Annotated in this window: 17 protein-coding genes and 2 tRNA genes; 7 read left to right on the top strand and 12 right to left on the bottom strand. The window is 58.5% G+C overall.

Annotated elements, in window-relative coordinates:
* Positions 1 to 147: 147 nt before the first annotated feature.
* The 4 genes from J2Z75_RS01260 to J2Z75_RS01245 all read right to left on the bottom strand — a co-directional run bounded on the left by J2Z75_RS01260 (position 148) and on the right by J2Z75_RS01245 (position 2,318).
* Entirely contained in the window at positions 148 to 441 is a 294-nt protein-coding gene (locus tag J2Z75_RS01260) for a hypothetical protein (RefSeq protein ID WP_209846535.1), read from the bottom strand.
* 198 nt (positions 442 to 639) lie between these two features.
* A complete protein-coding gene (locus J2Z75_RS01255) occupies positions 640 to 1,878 on the bottom strand; it encodes an AAA family ATPase (RefSeq protein WP_209846533.1) in 1,239 nt (412 codons plus the stop codon).
* 4 nt (positions 1,879 to 1,882) lie between these two features.
* Positions 1,883 to 2,065 (bottom strand): helix-turn-helix transcriptional regulator, encoded by a 183-nt coding sequence (locus J2Z75_RS01250; RefSeq protein WP_209846531.1) that lies wholly within the window; start codon positions 2,063 to 2,065, stop codon positions 1,883 to 1,885.
* A 79-nt stretch (positions 2,066 to 2,144) separates the two neighbouring features.
* Positions 2,145 to 2,318 carry a hypothetical protein gene (locus J2Z75_RS01245; protein ID WP_209846529.1) on the bottom strand — a complete coding sequence of 58 codons (174 nt, stop codon included), beginning with the start codon at positions 2,316 to 2,318 and terminating at the stop codon, positions 2,145 to 2,147.
* A 117-nt stretch (positions 2,319 to 2,435) separates the two neighbouring features.
* Here J2Z75_RS01245 and J2Z75_RS01240 point away from each other — a divergent pair, with 117 nt between their 5' ends.
* On the top strand, positions 2,436 to 3,572 hold the full coding sequence (locus J2Z75_RS01240; protein WP_209846527.1) for a tyrosine-type recombinase/integrase: 1,137 nt from the start codon (positions 2,436 to 2,438) through the stop codon (positions 3,570 to 3,572).
* 597 nt (positions 3,573 to 4,169) lie between these two features.
* Here J2Z75_RS01240 and J2Z75_RS01235 read toward each other — a convergent pair.
* From J2Z75_RS01235 to J2Z75_RS01225, 3 genes are all read right to left on the bottom strand, one after another.
* Positions 4,170 to 4,490, bottom strand: coding sequence for a hypothetical protein (locus J2Z75_RS01235; protein WP_209846524.1), 321 nt, complete (start codon positions 4,488 to 4,490; stop codon positions 4,170 to 4,172).
* Positions 4,491 to 4,618: 128 nt separating this feature from the next.
* The gene (locus J2Z75_RS01230) at positions 4,619 to 5,587 is read right to left on the bottom strand and encodes a GlxA family transcriptional regulator (protein WP_209846521.1); all 969 of its coding nucleotides are present in this window, start codon (positions 5,585 to 5,587) and stop codon (positions 4,619 to 4,621) included.
* A gap of 196 nt (positions 5,588 to 5,783) precedes the next feature.
* The gene (locus tag J2Z75_RS01225; RefSeq protein ID WP_209846519.1) at positions 5,784 to 6,353 is read right to left on the bottom strand and encodes an MgtC/SapB family protein; all 570 of its coding nucleotides are present in this window, start codon (positions 6,351 to 6,353) and stop codon (positions 5,784 to 5,786) included.
* A 248-nt stretch (positions 6,354 to 6,601) separates the two neighbouring features.
* Between J2Z75_RS01225 and J2Z75_RS01220 the strand changes: the two genes are divergently transcribed.
* Both J2Z75_RS01220 and J2Z75_RS01215 read left to right on the top strand, forming a co-directional pair.
* The gene (locus J2Z75_RS01220; RefSeq protein ID WP_209846515.1) at positions 6,602 to 6,751 is read left to right on the top strand and encodes a hypothetical protein; all 150 of its coding nucleotides are present in this window, start codon (positions 6,602 to 6,604) and stop codon (positions 6,749 to 6,751) included.
* A 67-nt stretch (positions 6,752 to 6,818) separates the two neighbouring features.
* Complete coding sequence (locus J2Z75_RS01215) at positions 6,819 to 7,124, top strand: XRE family transcriptional regulator (protein WP_327791201.1); 306 nt, start codon at positions 6,819 to 6,821, stop codon at positions 7,122 to 7,124.
* 6 nt (positions 7,125 to 7,130) lie between these two features.
* On the opposite strand, the gene J2Z75_RS01210 is transcribed toward J2Z75_RS01215, so the two are convergent.
* Together J2Z75_RS01210 and J2Z75_RS01205 are read right to left on the bottom strand one after the other, a co-directional pair.
* Positions 7,131 to 7,207 (bottom strand) — tRNA-Arg (locus J2Z75_RS01210).
* A gap of 43 nt (positions 7,208 to 7,250) precedes the next feature.
* Positions 7,251 to 7,556 (bottom strand): ETC complex I subunit, encoded by a 306-nt coding sequence (locus tag J2Z75_RS01205; RefSeq protein ID WP_037211987.1) that lies wholly within the window; start codon positions 7,554 to 7,556, stop codon positions 7,251 to 7,253.
* A gap of 362 nt (positions 7,557 to 7,918) precedes the next feature.
* Between J2Z75_RS01205 and J2Z75_RS01200 the strand changes: the two genes are divergently transcribed.
* Positions 7,919 to 8,200, top strand: a complete 282-nt coding sequence (locus J2Z75_RS01200; protein WP_209846509.1) for a hypothetical protein — start codon at positions 7,919 to 7,921, stop codon at positions 8,198 to 8,200.
* A gap of 120 nt (positions 8,201 to 8,320) precedes the next feature.
* Positions 8,321 to 8,497, top strand: a complete 177-nt coding sequence (locus J2Z75_RS01195; RefSeq protein ID WP_209848664.1) for a YegP family protein — start codon at positions 8,321 to 8,323, stop codon at positions 8,495 to 8,497.
* Between the two features lie 309 nt (positions 8,498 to 8,806).
* Here J2Z75_RS01195 and J2Z75_RS01190 read toward each other — a convergent pair.
* The 3 genes from J2Z75_RS01190 to J2Z75_RS01180 all read right to left on the bottom strand — a co-directional run bounded on the left by J2Z75_RS01190 (position 8,807) and on the right by J2Z75_RS01180 (position 10,048).
* Positions 8,807 to 8,883 (bottom strand) — tRNA-Pro (locus J2Z75_RS01190).
* Positions 8,884 to 8,984: 101 nt separating this feature from the next.
* Positions 8,985 to 9,470, bottom strand: coding sequence for a DUF192 domain-containing protein (locus J2Z75_RS01185; RefSeq protein WP_209846496.1), 486 nt, complete (start codon positions 9,468 to 9,470; stop codon positions 8,985 to 8,987).
* Complete coding sequence (locus tag J2Z75_RS01180) at positions 9,470 to 10,048, bottom strand: cold-shock protein (protein ID WP_209846494.1); 579 nt, start codon at positions 10,046 to 10,048, stop codon at positions 9,470 to 9,472. Before J2Z75_RS01180 ends, J2Z75_RS01185 begins: the two co-directional genes overlap by 1 nt.
* 196 nt (positions 10,049 to 10,244) lie before the next feature.
* On the opposite strand from J2Z75_RS01180, the gene J2Z75_RS01175 reads away from it, so the two are divergent.
* Complete coding sequence (locus tag J2Z75_RS01175; protein WP_209846492.1) at positions 10,245 to 10,685, top strand: VOC family protein; 441 nt, start codon at positions 10,245 to 10,247, stop codon at positions 10,683 to 10,685.
* A 417-nt stretch (positions 10,686 to 11,102) separates the two neighbouring features.
* Positions 11,103 to 12,449: a D-Ala-D-Ala carboxypeptidase family metallohydrolase gene (locus tag J2Z75_RS01170; RefSeq protein WP_209846490.1), complete on the top strand. Its 1,347-nt coding sequence runs from the start codon at positions 11,103 to 11,105 to the stop codon at positions 12,447 to 12,449.
* Positions 12,450 to 12,452 lie beyond the last annotated feature (3 nt).

The following is a 12,452-nucleotide window of genomic DNA, read 5'->3' as shown; positions in this document are numbered from 1 at the left end:
CTAAGTATCTTCGAATGGACCCCGCCGGTACTCAGCCCGACGCCGCCCATGTTCCGACCCTCCCCCGGCCCAGAGCGGGCCAAGGGAAAGCTTTCACGATGGATGCGGGAAGCAGACGCCCTTGGGCGTCCAGAGCCTTCACTGCGCTTATTTGAGTACGGAGAGGAAGGGTTCCTTCGGGTCAATGAAATGGCTTTTGCCATCACGAAGCGGCAGTCCGTAAAACATCGCGGTCCAATAGTCCCGCTGCGCTTCATTGTACTTAGCAACACCATCCAGCAAAGCGAGAACCTCCTCGCTTGTCACGGACTCCGCGACGATCTTTGCGAATGCACGAGCCTTAAAGACAGCCTCGCTGCTAGTGCTTTCGTGGTGGTTCCATTTGCGAATGATATCTTCGTAGACCTTCATTGCGCGTTCCAACATTTCTGTATTAGCCATAATGCATATTCTCCTTCGGTTGTGCAGGCCAAGCAGCTGCGGATGCCTCAAGCATCTGCAAGCATGCGCAGGCATGCGGGGGGGTTATAGGGGGGACAGTGACAGGGTAGTTGCAGGGTAGTTGCGGCATAGTTGCAGGGTAGCTTGCCAAGGTCCATGCAGCTATGTGCGAGCATAGCTTGCATATGCCTGCATGTCTCAATTCATTCTCGCGGCTGCATCCACAATGCCCATCGTTGGGCGTGGCAACGTGCCGTGATTGATTTCCGTGATCCGGCCAGACCGGCGCAAGCTGTCCATTGCCTTTTCAAACTGCCGAACATTAACGCCATCCGCCTCCGGCATTTGCGCGAATACCTTGGGGGCGTAATACTGCGCCGACGTTTTCGCAAAGGTCACTCGACCTATGTTGCGATCTACAGTAGCCAAGCAATCCATGAATACTCGCTCGGCCTTCGCTTCCACCATCAGTCCAGAGCGCGAACCCGAGTTCAGCACGAACGCGCCCTTTTCCCATCGCAGTTTGATCTCGCCGCCGACCGTGCCGTAATTCGCCTTCATGGTTTTCAAGATGCGCACGTCCGGGTCATCGTCGTATTTTGGGTCCGGCCGGGTCAGGTACAGACGCGAGCGGGCCGAATTGCTCCATCCGGTTGAACCGGAAGTGCCCGTTCCTGACATCATGCCAGCAACGGAAGGGTGAGCCAGGAGGATGACCGCGCATCGCAGCTTGATAGCCAGCCCGCGCAGCATCCCGACGAATTGACGAACCTGACCGCGATCTATCTCGTTGCCGCCGAAAAGGTCAGCCGCCGTATCAAGAATGATGCACCGGGGCCGCATGACGTTCACGAACGCTTCGACGCGCCGGAATACCTCAGTGGGCACCATGCGCTTGCTTGCGTCCTGCACTGCCATGACAGCGTCTTCACCGGCCATAGGCATAAGACGGAAGTCGTGGAGGTCTCGCAGGTACAAGCCGAGAGATTTGCAGATATCCACCTGCCGCCGCTTAAACTCGATTTCTTCGTCCTCGGCACCAAGATAGAAGACACCGCCGCGCTCTGGCGAAATACCAAGGGTGTCAACATCGGCAGCACCGGCCAGACCCCATTGGAGCGCTAGCAGCGACTTACCCACACCGCCATCACCGTACAAGAGCGTCACCTGACCGATGGGCACAAGGCCTTCAATCCACCATTCGCGTTCTGGCACCGTTTCATCGTCGTATTCGGCAGGGCAGACGATACCGTATTCTGCCGCCAGATCGTCCAGCGTCTTGCCGTCCGTCGAAATGGCCGGGGCAGGCTCTGTTGCGACGTGCCGCCGCGCTTCCCGCTCATCATCCTCGCTGTAGGAAGGGCCGTATTCATAAAAGAGGCGTTCTGCCTCTGCTTCCATCTCTGCCAGTTCGTCCGGCATGTATTGCTCGCTCATGGCGTCAAGCCGCTTCCAGCGATGCGACCCAGCTTGCAAGCGAGGAACGGCGAATTGCGACCGTCCCGCCCAGTTTGACCGTTTTTAAAACACCTGCGTAAATTAGCCCGTAAACCTGACGGCGGGTCATGCCTAGCTCGTTGGCAATTTTGTCCGCGCCCATGATCATAGTAAGATCGTTTTCCATCTGTGCTTGCTTCCTTTCGTCGTTTCACCAGCCTTTCCCGCTGTTCCTAAGCCCCATCTAGCTCCTGCGCCAAGCGATATCAAGCATTTGTTTTTGCTCCACTTTTTCCGATCCCCTTGTCTCCAAAATACCAACTTTTAGAGTCACCCGATTGAATTCGTAAGCAGATTTTAAATTCTCCGGCTTGTCCGTTAGCGAAAATTGACATTCCAACACGCTGAAAACGTTGGCGAATAAAAAAGAGCTTTTCCATCACCCGCACCGAAGGGGACGCGGGCAGTGCACCGCAGGTGCCAGATTGATCCCGGTTGACTTCCGGCGTGCGCCACGATATTCCATGCGCCATAATATCAGTATATCTGAGGTGAACATGGCAACGATCACGAAACGACATTGGACCACAAGCAAAGGTGAAGAGCGCGAGGCGTGGGTGCTTGCCTACACCGACAAGCAGGGGAAGCGTCACAAAGAGAACCACCCCAAAAAGAAGGAAGCGGAAGCGCGCCGGATCGAGGTGGAAGGTCAAATAAGCAAGGGGGCCTTCCGTGTTGAAGCTGCAAAAAAGACTGTTGGTGATGCAATCGACGCCTACGCCAAGGCTCTCGACAAGCGTCTGAAGGAAGGCAGCGCAACACGGATGTATACTGAGAACACGAAAGGCCAGTTGAATACACATGTTCGGCCGACGATGGGGAATTTGAAGCTTGCAGAAACCACCGCTCGGAATGTCACAGCCCTGATTGACACTCTCAAGGATAATTCTGTTGGCCTGCCGACTATTCGTCGCGTCATCGGGGCCCTGTCCCGCACACTTCAATATGCGGTGCAACAGGACATGGTAGCCGGGAATGTCGCAAAGGGCGTTCGCGTACTGGCTGCGCGTGGGGAGACCAACAAGAGGATTGTGCCACCGAGCAAGGATGAGTTCGCCGCGATCCTGAAGGCAGCCGATGAAATGCCCCCCATTCGTAGCAAGCAGCCGCCTGCCCTCGCCTTGCGTATCCGCTTCGCCGCAAGAACGGGCCTCAGAGCGTCGGAACAATGGGCGCTGCGATGGATGGACGTTGACCTGCAAAATGGGCTGGTGACGGTCTCTCGCCGTCTGGATGCCTTTGGACAGATCGACGTGACAAAGACTGAAGCAGGCAGGCGCACTGTCAATCTTAGTAAGACGCTGATCGCGGGCTTGAGCGCATGGCGTGAAGAAACGCGCTACAAAGGCGACGATGATTTTATTTTCCCGGATGCTCGCGGAGGTTTCACTAGGCACACGAATTTCGTGAAGCGGTTTTGGATACCACTTCTGAAAGTTGCCAGCGTTGACGTGGGCTGGCACTCTCTCAGGCACTTCGCAGTGACAACGTGGATCGAGTCTGGACTTGGAAATCAGCCAAAGGCAATTCAAACGCTTGCCGGACACGCCACATTCCACATCACGATGAGCCGTTACGGTCACCTGTTCCCAAGCGCAGATCACGCAAAAATCTTCGACATGATTGACGAATAATTCCGCTGTTACCAACCCTTCTTGGCGCACAAATGGCGCACGGCACCCGAAACTCCTTATTCTGCAGGCTTTATCTAAAGCCTTTTAATCAGTAGGTCCAGGGTTCGAATCCCTGCGCTCTCACCAAAAAATCAATAATTTCAGCGCACTAACGACCGTATCCTTCGGAAAACCTTGCGTGGTTTTATCGAGATTTAAGGGAAATTGCCGCCTTTTTGCCGCGCGTGCCACACGCCGCCTGCCTCAAAAGATGCTGCCGCGGCCCTCTCGGGTGACGGCAGGGCCTTGTGCCATGCCAAAGTTTTCAGGATCGAAAGAACGACTGGAAGACATCGGGGCGATACCGGGCCGGTTTGACGTCAGATGTAACCTGCCCCCGGCCCGGGACAATCGGCGCGGCCATCGCCGGTGTAAACGTTCTCAAGCCAACAACGGCCGCGATGACCGCCGCGCCGAATGCTCAAATCATCTTATTCAGGGTCCATCCTTTCGACGTGATGATGGACCCTGCACCTTTCGGGGTGAACGCGATGTGAGCCAATTCCTGGATCGACAGGAGTAAAGGCCACCACCCGTTAAGCGTGACGGCCTGCCATGTCAGTAGCCTTGCGCCTGACCGTCACGCCGGTAGTAACCCGGCCGTTCGGCGTTGTACTCCGGAACTTCGCAGCGCGGGTCGCCGACACAGCGACGGTCGCCCCTTCGGTAGTCGCGCTCTCGCCGCTCGGCGCGGCCGTCGTTGCGGCGGACGACGTAGTCATTTCTTTCACGCAAGCGATCATTCGGCCGGTCATATCGATCGGAATAGTCGCGGGGGCGTCCGTTGTAGCCGCCATCGTAGGAACTGCTCTCGCTGACGCAGCCTGCGATCGTCAGGCATGAAAGGCCGATAGCCGTGGCCAGAATCAAAGATTTCATTGTCATCACTCTCTCCATTCAACCGAGGAATATGCGCGTCATGGCGATGTCGGCAAGGGAGAGCGACGAGAATTGTTTGATTCGTCCGCTTTACCGGGTTTGACCGACCCTGCGGAATCACATGGCCATCATCGACGTCCCTGGCGCATTTTTAGCGGGCTTTCACCGTATTGATGCTTGAAGGCGCGGGAGAAGGACGACAGGCTGTCGAAGCCGGAGCGAAGGGCGATCTCCCGCATGCTCAACTGCGTATCGCTGACCAGCCGGTGCGCGGCCTGGAGGCGGAGCCGCAGGTAGTAGGTGCCGGGGCTGATGCCGAGCGCCTTGGCGAAGCGCATTTCGAGCTTGCGCCGCGACTGCCCGGCGCGAAGAGCCAGCACCGCGATAGACAGCGGCCGGTCGAGCGTGCGTTCCATCAGGCGGATCGCCCGCGCAAGCTCCGGATCGAGCGCCTCCATGCGGCCGAGCGACACCAACGGCTGCGCATCCGTCGCCGCATGGGTCTCGTCGTAAACGAAGATGCTCGCCACATCGAGCGCGATAGCCGAGCCGAATTTCTGGCGGATCATGTGCAGCATCATGTCGAAAGTCGGCGAGGCGCCGCCGGAGGTCCAGAACTTGCCGTCCGTGACGAACCGGTCGGCCCGGGCGGAAACGTCGGGAAAGGCAAGCGCGAAATCCTCCAGCTCTTCCCAGTGCGCCGTCGCCGCGCGGCCGTTGACGAGGCCGGAGCGCGCCAGCAGCCAGCAGCCGGATTCGATGCCAGCCACGACGGAAAAATGCCGGGCGCAGGCCTGCAGGCTGGCGATGAACGGTTTTCCCGCATGGCGCTCCAGATTGAAGCCGCCGATGACCAGCAGGCAGTCGCCCTCCGCCCGCGCCGAAAACGCACCGTCCACGGCGATCAAGACACCGCAGGTCAAAAGGACCGGCTGGCCGTCGGGAGACAGGATTTTCCATTCAAACAGCGCCCGGCCGGCCACCCGGTTTGCGGCGCGCATCGGATCCAGCACGGAGGCGAGCGACATGATCGACGATTCAGGCAGGGCGACGATCACGACCTTTACGCCGCGAGCGGAATTCTCTTTGGACGACATTCGGGAAATGTCAAATTTTCTGCGCTTTGTGTCAAATGGATTATCGCCGCTCAGGCATGATGGGGGCGTTAAGAGACCTCCCGTTTGCAGTGCTTTTCAGCCTGCGGATGTCAGGAAATTCCCCCTTTCCGACCTTTACCGGACGGGTCGAACGGCAGAGATGCCTTCGGCCCGTTTTTTTCGGGCGGCCCAGTTTTCAGGGCTTCGGCTTTTTCAAGCCCCGCGCTTTTTCAGGACTTGGTTTGCTGTTCTGGTCTTTGCCCTCCACTATCCTCGGTTCCGGCAACGGACGGCGTGATTTATAGAGGCTTTGAAGCCTGCCGACCGCATAGAGTACCGTCAGTCCCGCCGTCAGCGCGAACGCGGCGATCAGCCAGTGCCCGAAACCGAGCGCAAGGCCGATCGCACCCGCAAGCCACATGCCCGCGCCGGTCGTCAGGCCACGCACCTCTCCCTTGGATAGAACGATCGTTCCCGCCGCCAGAAATGCCACGCCGGCCGTGACCGCCTCGACGACCCGCAGCGGATCGATTTGCACCTGCTCGTCGGAGAGCCCCGGCATATGCACGCTCTCGATCGAGATGATGGCGAAGACGGCGGACGCCAGGCTGATCAGGATATGGGTCCTCAATCCGGCCGCCTTGTCCTGCGCCTCGCGCTCGAAACCGATCAAGCCGCCGAAGAAAATCGCTCCGCAGAAGCGGGCGACAATCACCGGATAGGGAATTTGCGTTGTGGGAAACATGTCGGCGAAAATCTGGTCCATGCGGCGTGAACGCAGAGATAAAAACATGGTTCCAGAGACTGCGCGGCGCTGTCTTGAAGAGAGATCCCGCCGCCTTGGCATCGGCAATACCAGATGAACGGAACGAAAGCCGGCAGATGCGCGTTAGAGCCGCAGTTCAACGGAGGAAATTCATCATGCTACGCGCTGGTCTTCTTTGGTTCATGGGCGTGCCCCTTGTCGTCGTCATCCTGATCTGGATGCTGTATTTCTAGCCCCGGAGGGCGATCATGACTGTTCCACCTATCCAAGCCGCCGCGCCTTTGAGGCCCGAAGCCATGCAATCGGATTACCGGCACTTCATGATGCGAGAATTGCTGATCTGGCTGGTCGGCGTTCCCGTGCCGATCGCCGCGATCATCGGTTTCTTCGTGCTTTAGGCATCGCGGCCAGACGATTGACCGGCGGCCGACCTTCGGTCATCCTTGCCGCGATCGGAGGGCGATGATGATCACAGGTTCACAATGCCGCGCCGCGCGTGCGCTCACCGATGTGTCCCGCCAGCTCCTGGCCACGCTTTCGGGTATCGACGAGGAGACGATCGCTGGCTTCGAGCGAAAGCTCGATACACCCGCGGTAGACATCATCCTCGCCCTTCAATCCACTTTGGAGAACGCTGGCGACATTTTCATTCCCGAGGGCGAAAGAGGATTGGGCGTCCAGCTCAAATTCACCCGCTCGGAAGCACGCCGCCTGTCGAACCTCGAAAACGAGGGAGGCCTGGCGGCGGATGATGAAGTCCCAGGAGTGTAGGCGATTTGGCGACCCCTGCAGGGCTCGAACCTGCGACAACCTGCTTAGAAGGCAGGTGCTCTATCCAGCTGAGCTAAGGGGCCGCTTGGAGGAGGCGGTGGCCTCCGGAAACTGGCAGGCTCCGGATCAATGCGTCCAGGGCTGCGTGCGGCTGAACCGGAAATTGTCGCTGTAGGAGACGCTCTTGCGGGTGGCTTCCTTCGGCGCGATGACGCGGTATTCGATGCCGTTGCGCTCGGCATAGGCCACTGCCTGTTCGGCGGTCTCGAATGTCAGCTTGACCTGCTGGCGGGTATCGGCCGAACTCGTATATCCCATGATCGGGTCGATCGTGCGCGGCGTTTCCTGATCAAACTCGAGAACCCACAAATGCGTCTTGGCCTTGCCAGACTGCATGGCGGTTTTTGCGGGTCGATAGATTTTCGCGGACATATCTTGAGCGGGCTCCACCATGGTTCGATCGCGCCGGCGCACTGTCGCCGATCACTGCGCATTGCCATAGCGCAGAATGGATTAAAACGGAATGACCTTGCCGCGTTATATCCGCCGATTTTGCAGGCATCTGTCGTTTCGCCGCAAAAAGCATTGCCGGCTCCCGGCCTGGAATCCGAGCGAGCGCGACTTCGCCGCAGGCTGCAAGACCACAACCATTCGCGCTATGCGCCTAACCGTCAAACGAAAGCCGCCGATCTTTAGCGGCTGCGAAGTTCGAGATTGCCGAGGTGGCGCGCTTGCATGTTTAACTGCATGCAACTGCGGTTTGCGCATCGGTAACCCGCCACATGAAGAATCCCATGATCAGAAAAGCATTGATTGCAGCCGCTGGACTGGCGCTGTCCGGCTGCGTATCTCAAGAACAACTGCGGCAGGAGAGGCTGATCGGTCAGGTTGACGGCAAAGACAGCTATCGGTTCTGGGTGTATAAGGACTATCAGGTTAAGGGTTGGGGCGAAACGCTCTGCCAGGGTACCGGGTGGAGCGAAGTTTCTCGCGAAGAGGGAGAGCGTGACATGTTCTTCGCGCAAGGCGTTCCGATCACCAACACGCGAACATATGTAACAATAGTCTGCAGATAGGTGAATAAGGAAGCCCGCCGCTCTTCACCGGTGGACTGTTCGCGTTACTTCGTGTTGAAACTTGCCAACGCCGACCGCAACTGCCACGCTGGCGTGATTAACATCTCAGGAGGGGAGTACATGGCTCACAAGTTCGAAATTTATAAAGACAAGGCTGGCGAATTTCGCGTTCGCTTCAAATACAACAGCGAAGTAATGTTCTCCACGGAAGGTTATTCCACCAAGGCGAGCGCTCAAAACGCCATCGATTCGATCAAGAAAAACGGTCCGGATGCGTCCGTCGAGGACAATAGCTGAACTATATCAACACCAGAGCCCGCCGATCTTTACCGGCGGGCCTGATTGTCGATTGATGTGACGTCAGGATTTACGTCGGTGTAGCTGGACTTCTCGAAACGCTGCACCGCTCGATACCTGTTACAACCTCGCTTCCGTCCAATCGCCATCCGTAAACTCTTACGGTGACTCGAACGCTTGCGATCGGCCCCTCCACCGTGGCTGGTGACAGGCCGCTATGAGCGAACATATTTGTTACATTGTCTGTAACGGATGACTGGAAAAAGGCCATTGAAAATCAATATGCTTATTGTTTTCAAAGGTGATCGATGGTCGGAGTGGAGAGATTCGAACTCCCGACCCTCTGGTCCCAAACCAGATGCGCTACCAGGCTGCGCTACACTCCGTGACCCGTCGATGCCGGGGAGATACACGCTTCCCCCTGCCCCTGCAACACCTAAATTGCACAATCCCACAAGTGCGGGCCAACAGGCGCCGCACTGCTCATTCAGGGCTTGGAAGCGGAGATGCGCGGGCTGTCGATGATATCTCCAGGCGCGATGCCAAGGCGGCTGACGGTGCCGCCATTCAGCTCGAGAACGAAAGCGACCGGCACGCGGGAATCGATAATCGCTTCCGACAGGGGAACGGCGTTCTCGCGAATCGTCTCGACCTTGCCATCCCTGGCGATGAACAGCATGTCGAGCGGAAGATAGGTGTTCTTCATCCACATCATCACCTGCCGCGTCTGGCCGAAATCGAACAGCATGCCGCGGTCGCGCGGCATATGACGGCGATCCATCAGGCCATGCGCGCGCTGATCGCTATCAACAGCCAGTTCCGCGGTAAACCTGTGAACCTTGCCGCCGGCGGAGATGATCTGCAAAGGCGCCGTATCGAAGGTGATATCCGCAGCCGTGGCGCAAAACGGGACGAGCCACAAAAAAAGCGCCACGAGGGCGCTTCCGGAAAGGCGCAGGACATGTGCGTTCATCAGTGGGCTCGACCGGACGGAGCCGGCACGTCGGGATGGATTTCAGCCGCCATCAGCCCCTTGTCGCCATCGCCGAAGCGAACCAGAACGGTCTGACCGGGGCGCAACTCCGTAAGGCCAAAGCGACGCAACGTTTCCATGTGGATGAAAATATCCTCGGTACCGTCGCCGCGCGTCAGGAAGCCGAAACCCTTGGTGCGGTTGAACCACTTGACCAGACACCGTTCCAGTCCGCTGGTGGGCGTCACCTGAACATGGGTCTTGACCGGCGGCAGCTGCGACGGATGGATGGCGGTCGACTGGTCCATGGAAAGGACACGAAACGCCTGGTAGCCACGGTCGCGCTTCTGGATGAGGGCCACCACGCGCGCGCCTTCCAGCACCGTCTGGTAGCCGTCGCGGCGCAGGCAGGTAACGTGAACGAGCACGTCCTGCATGCCGTTGTCAGGCACGATGAAACCGAAGCCCTTGGCAACGTCGAACCATTTGATCACGCCGGTGATTTCAATCAGATCGAGCGCGTCATTGCCGAAGTCGTCATCCGGCACGATGCCTTTCGCTGAAATCCTGTCCGCCATTGCCTGTCCAGCCCCTCGATTACGCGTCACATCATTACGGTTAACTGATTCTTGACAGTCAGAATAACATCGTCCAGCCGCACATGTGCAAGCCCTTGGATGAAATTTGCCGTTGATCAACACTATCCTGCGAGCCTTGCCTCTGGCTGGTTGTCAGCTAGATATACTTCATATTCAGCAAAACAGGGACATTCCAATGCGTTATCTGCACACGATGGTTCGCGTCAAAGATCTGGACGCCGCACTTCACTTCTGGGGCAAGCTTTTCGGGCTTGTGGAAATCCGCCGCTACGAGAACGAAAAGGGCCGTTTCACCCTGGTTTTCCTCGCGGCGCCCGGCGATCAGGACCATGCAAGGACAGAATTGTCGCCCTGCCTCGAGCTCACCTACAACTGGGATACAGAGGATTACACCGGCGGGCGCAACTTCGGCCACCTCGCCTATGAGGTCGATGACATCTATGCGACCTGCCAGCATCTGATGGACAATGGCGTCACCATCAACCGACCGCCGCGCGACGGTCACATGGCCTTCGTCCGTTCGCCGGACGGCATTTCGGTCGAAATCCTGCAGAAGGGCGAGAACCTGCCGTCGCAGGAACCCTGGGCCTCGATGGGCAATACCGGCGCCTGGTAAGCCCCACGCAATGCGGCCGCGCGATATCTGTCTTCTTTCCGGCTCTCTCCAGGGCCGAATTCTGGATATCGCCTGGTTCATTCCGGATCGACTTGACCGCCAGACGGTGGAAAATTCGGAAAACCAGGCGGAGAAATGCCGCCTGCGTCAGCGCAGGTTTACAAATAACGGCGCGTTCACTAATGTTTGAACGAAACGTTAAGGGGATCTGGATGCGCACCGCCGCTTGAGGCAGGCGTGCATCCTGCTTCCGGTTGAACCGGCAGACGACAGCAGCGGCACGGACACCCCCAACGGGCATCGTGCCGGTGATGTGTGTTTGCGACTTCGAAATGATCGGCCATGACGGCAGCAGATGTCGCCCGGCCCGCATTGAGTGGGGATCCAACGTTGCGTCATATTCTGCAAAAAGCAGCGATGATTCGCGGTTTCGGCTGCGCTCTCGCCCTGACCGTCTCCATGATGGGACTGTCCGGTTGCGTCACGGCGGCGAAAGAGACGGCGGAAGCGGCATCGGAGCAAACTGTTCCGGAAGTCGCATCCGCCGACACAGCGGAACAGGCACAGCCCGGCACATACGAAGATCAGCAAGTGGTCGCCAACGGCGCAAATGCCCAGCAGCAAGCCGGATATCCGGCGCAGGCAAATGCGATGATGCCCGCTGAAGCCAATGGCCAGCCGGCCTCGCTGACCATGCAGAACACCGGCGTCAAGGCTACATCGAGCAGCATCTTTGCCGTCCAGACGCCGAATGCGGTTCAGGCGCAGGGCGCAGATACCGCTGGAGGCAATGCGCCGCTGCCGGTGGGGCAAGCCACCGGCGTCAATCCCGCCACAAACAGCCTTTTCAACAGTGGTCAGCCGGCGGCAGGCCCGGTCGTCCTGCCGCTCGAAGGGGCGAGCAATGCCGAGGGCTCCGTTGCAGCCGCTCAGCAGGTGGCAAGCGCCGAGCTTGGCGCTGACGGCACCCTTATTCCCGCAGCCGTGCCTGTACCCTTGAGTGCCGACACTATGCGCGATGGCAGCGTACAGCAGGCCTTGGCACCACAAACTGCGTCCACGGACACGGTGAACGGCGCGGCGGCGATCATTCCTGATTCCGGAAATTCGCAAAACGACGGGGACAAATCGGATCAGGCGGAGAAAACCCTGACACTGGCCGGACTGTTCGCGGCGAAGCGCAAGAACCGGAATCAGTTCAACGGCGATCGATTTGCCAAGACGTCGGCAAAAAAGACGCTTGTCGCCACTAATCTGAAACCGCAGCAGATCGCCGCGCTCGGCTTCACCGACCTGCCCGGCGTCCGGACCACGTCGATGTTTGCGACCGTGGACGATTCCCAACCGGGCCATGATGATGAGAGCGCCGCGGTCGAAATGGCCTCCCTGCCCGGTCTCGCCCGCCTCGCACCGAACGGCCTCTGGCTACAGACCGAAAAGGTAGAAACGGGCTGTTTCCAGCCGGAACTGCTGCGGGTGCTGAAAGTCGTGGAAACCCACTACGGCCGCAAGATCATGGTGACATCCGGCCTGCGGGACCTCAAGCACAATGCACGCGCCGGCGGAAGCCGGCATTCGCTTCACACCACCTGTCAGGCTGCCGATATCCAGGTACCCGGCGTCGGCAAATGGGAACTTGCCGACTATCTGCGCACCATTCCAGGCCGCGGAGGTGTGGGAACCTATTGCCACACGGAATCGGTCCATATCGACACCGGTGAGGCGCGCGACTGGAATTGGCGCTGCCGCCGCCGCAGAACTTGATAG

Origin of the sequence: Rhizobium herbae (genome assembly GCF_017873135.1) — a bacterium.
In the GTDB taxonomy this organism is placed as follows: domain Bacteria; phylum Pseudomonadota; class Alphaproteobacteria; order Rhizobiales; family Rhizobiaceae; genus Pararhizobium; species Pararhizobium herbae.
Note: the sequence above shows the minus strand (reverse complement) of the source record. Positions and strands in the feature narration are given on the sequence as shown.

Bases quoted from the DNA above. Each gene is read 5' to 3' on its own strand.
- J2Z75_RS01195 (WP_209848664.1), top strand. From the start codon at position 8,321: ATGGCTCACAAGTTCGAAATTTATAAAGACAAGGCTGGCGAATTTCGC.
- J2Z75_RS01180 (WP_209846494.1), bottom strand. From the start codon at position 10,048: ATGGCGGACAGGATTTCAGCGAAAGGCATCGTGCCGGATGACGACTTC.
- J2Z75_RS01175 (WP_209846492.1), top strand. From the start codon at position 10,245: ATGCGTTATCTGCACACGATGGTTCGCGTCAAAGATCTGGACGCCGCA.
- J2Z75_RS01225 (WP_209846519.1), bottom strand. From the start codon at position 6,353: ATGGACCAGATTTTCGCCGACATGTTTCCCACAACGCAAATTCCCTAT.
- J2Z75_RS01240 (WP_209846527.1), top strand. From the start codon at position 2,436: ATGGCAACGATCACGAAACGACATTGGACCACAAGCAAAGGTGAAGAG.
- J2Z75_RS01255 (WP_209846533.1), bottom strand. From the start codon at position 1,878: ATGAGCGAGCAATACATGCCGGACGAACTGGCAGAGATGGAAGCAGAG.
- J2Z75_RS01200 (WP_209846509.1), top strand. From the start codon at position 7,919: ATGATCAGAAAAGCATTGATTGCAGCCGCTGGACTGGCGCTGTCCGGC.
- J2Z75_RS01250 (WP_209846531.1), bottom strand. From the start codon at position 2,065: ATGGAAAACGATCTTACTATGATCATGGGCGCGGACAAAATTGCCAAC.
- J2Z75_RS01205 (WP_037211987.1), bottom strand. From the start codon at position 7,556: ATGTCCGCGAAAATCTATCGACCCGCAAAAACCGCCATGCAGTCTGGC.
- J2Z75_RS01220 (WP_209846515.1), top strand. From the start codon at position 6,602: ATGACTGTTCCACCTATCCAAGCCGCCGCGCCTTTGAGGCCCGAAGCC.
- J2Z75_RS01235 (WP_209846524.1), bottom strand. From the start codon at position 4,490: ATGAAATCTTTGATTCTGGCCACGGCTATCGGCCTTTCATGCCTGACG.
- J2Z75_RS01215 (WP_327791201.1), top strand. From the start codon at position 6,819: ATGATCACAGGTTCACAATGCCGCGCCGCGCGTGCGCTCACCGATGTG.
- J2Z75_RS01230 (WP_209846521.1), bottom strand. From the start codon at position 5,587: ATGTCGTCCAAAGAGAATTCCGCTCGCGGCGTAAAGGTCGTGATCGTC.
- J2Z75_RS01260 (WP_209846535.1), bottom strand. From the start codon at position 441: ATGGCTAATACAGAAATGTTGGAACGCGCAATGAAGGTCTACGAAGAT.
- J2Z75_RS01170 (WP_209846490.1), top strand. From the start codon at position 11,103: ATGATTCGCGGTTTCGGCTGCGCTCTCGCCCTGACCGTCTCCATGATG.
- J2Z75_RS01185 (WP_209846496.1), bottom strand. From the start codon at position 9,470: ATGAACGCACATGTCCTGCGCCTTTCCGGAAGCGCCCTCGTGGCGCTT.
- J2Z75_RS01245 (WP_209846529.1), bottom strand. From the start codon at position 2,318: ATGGAAAAGCTCTTTTTTATTCGCCAACGTTTTCAGCGTGTTGGAATG.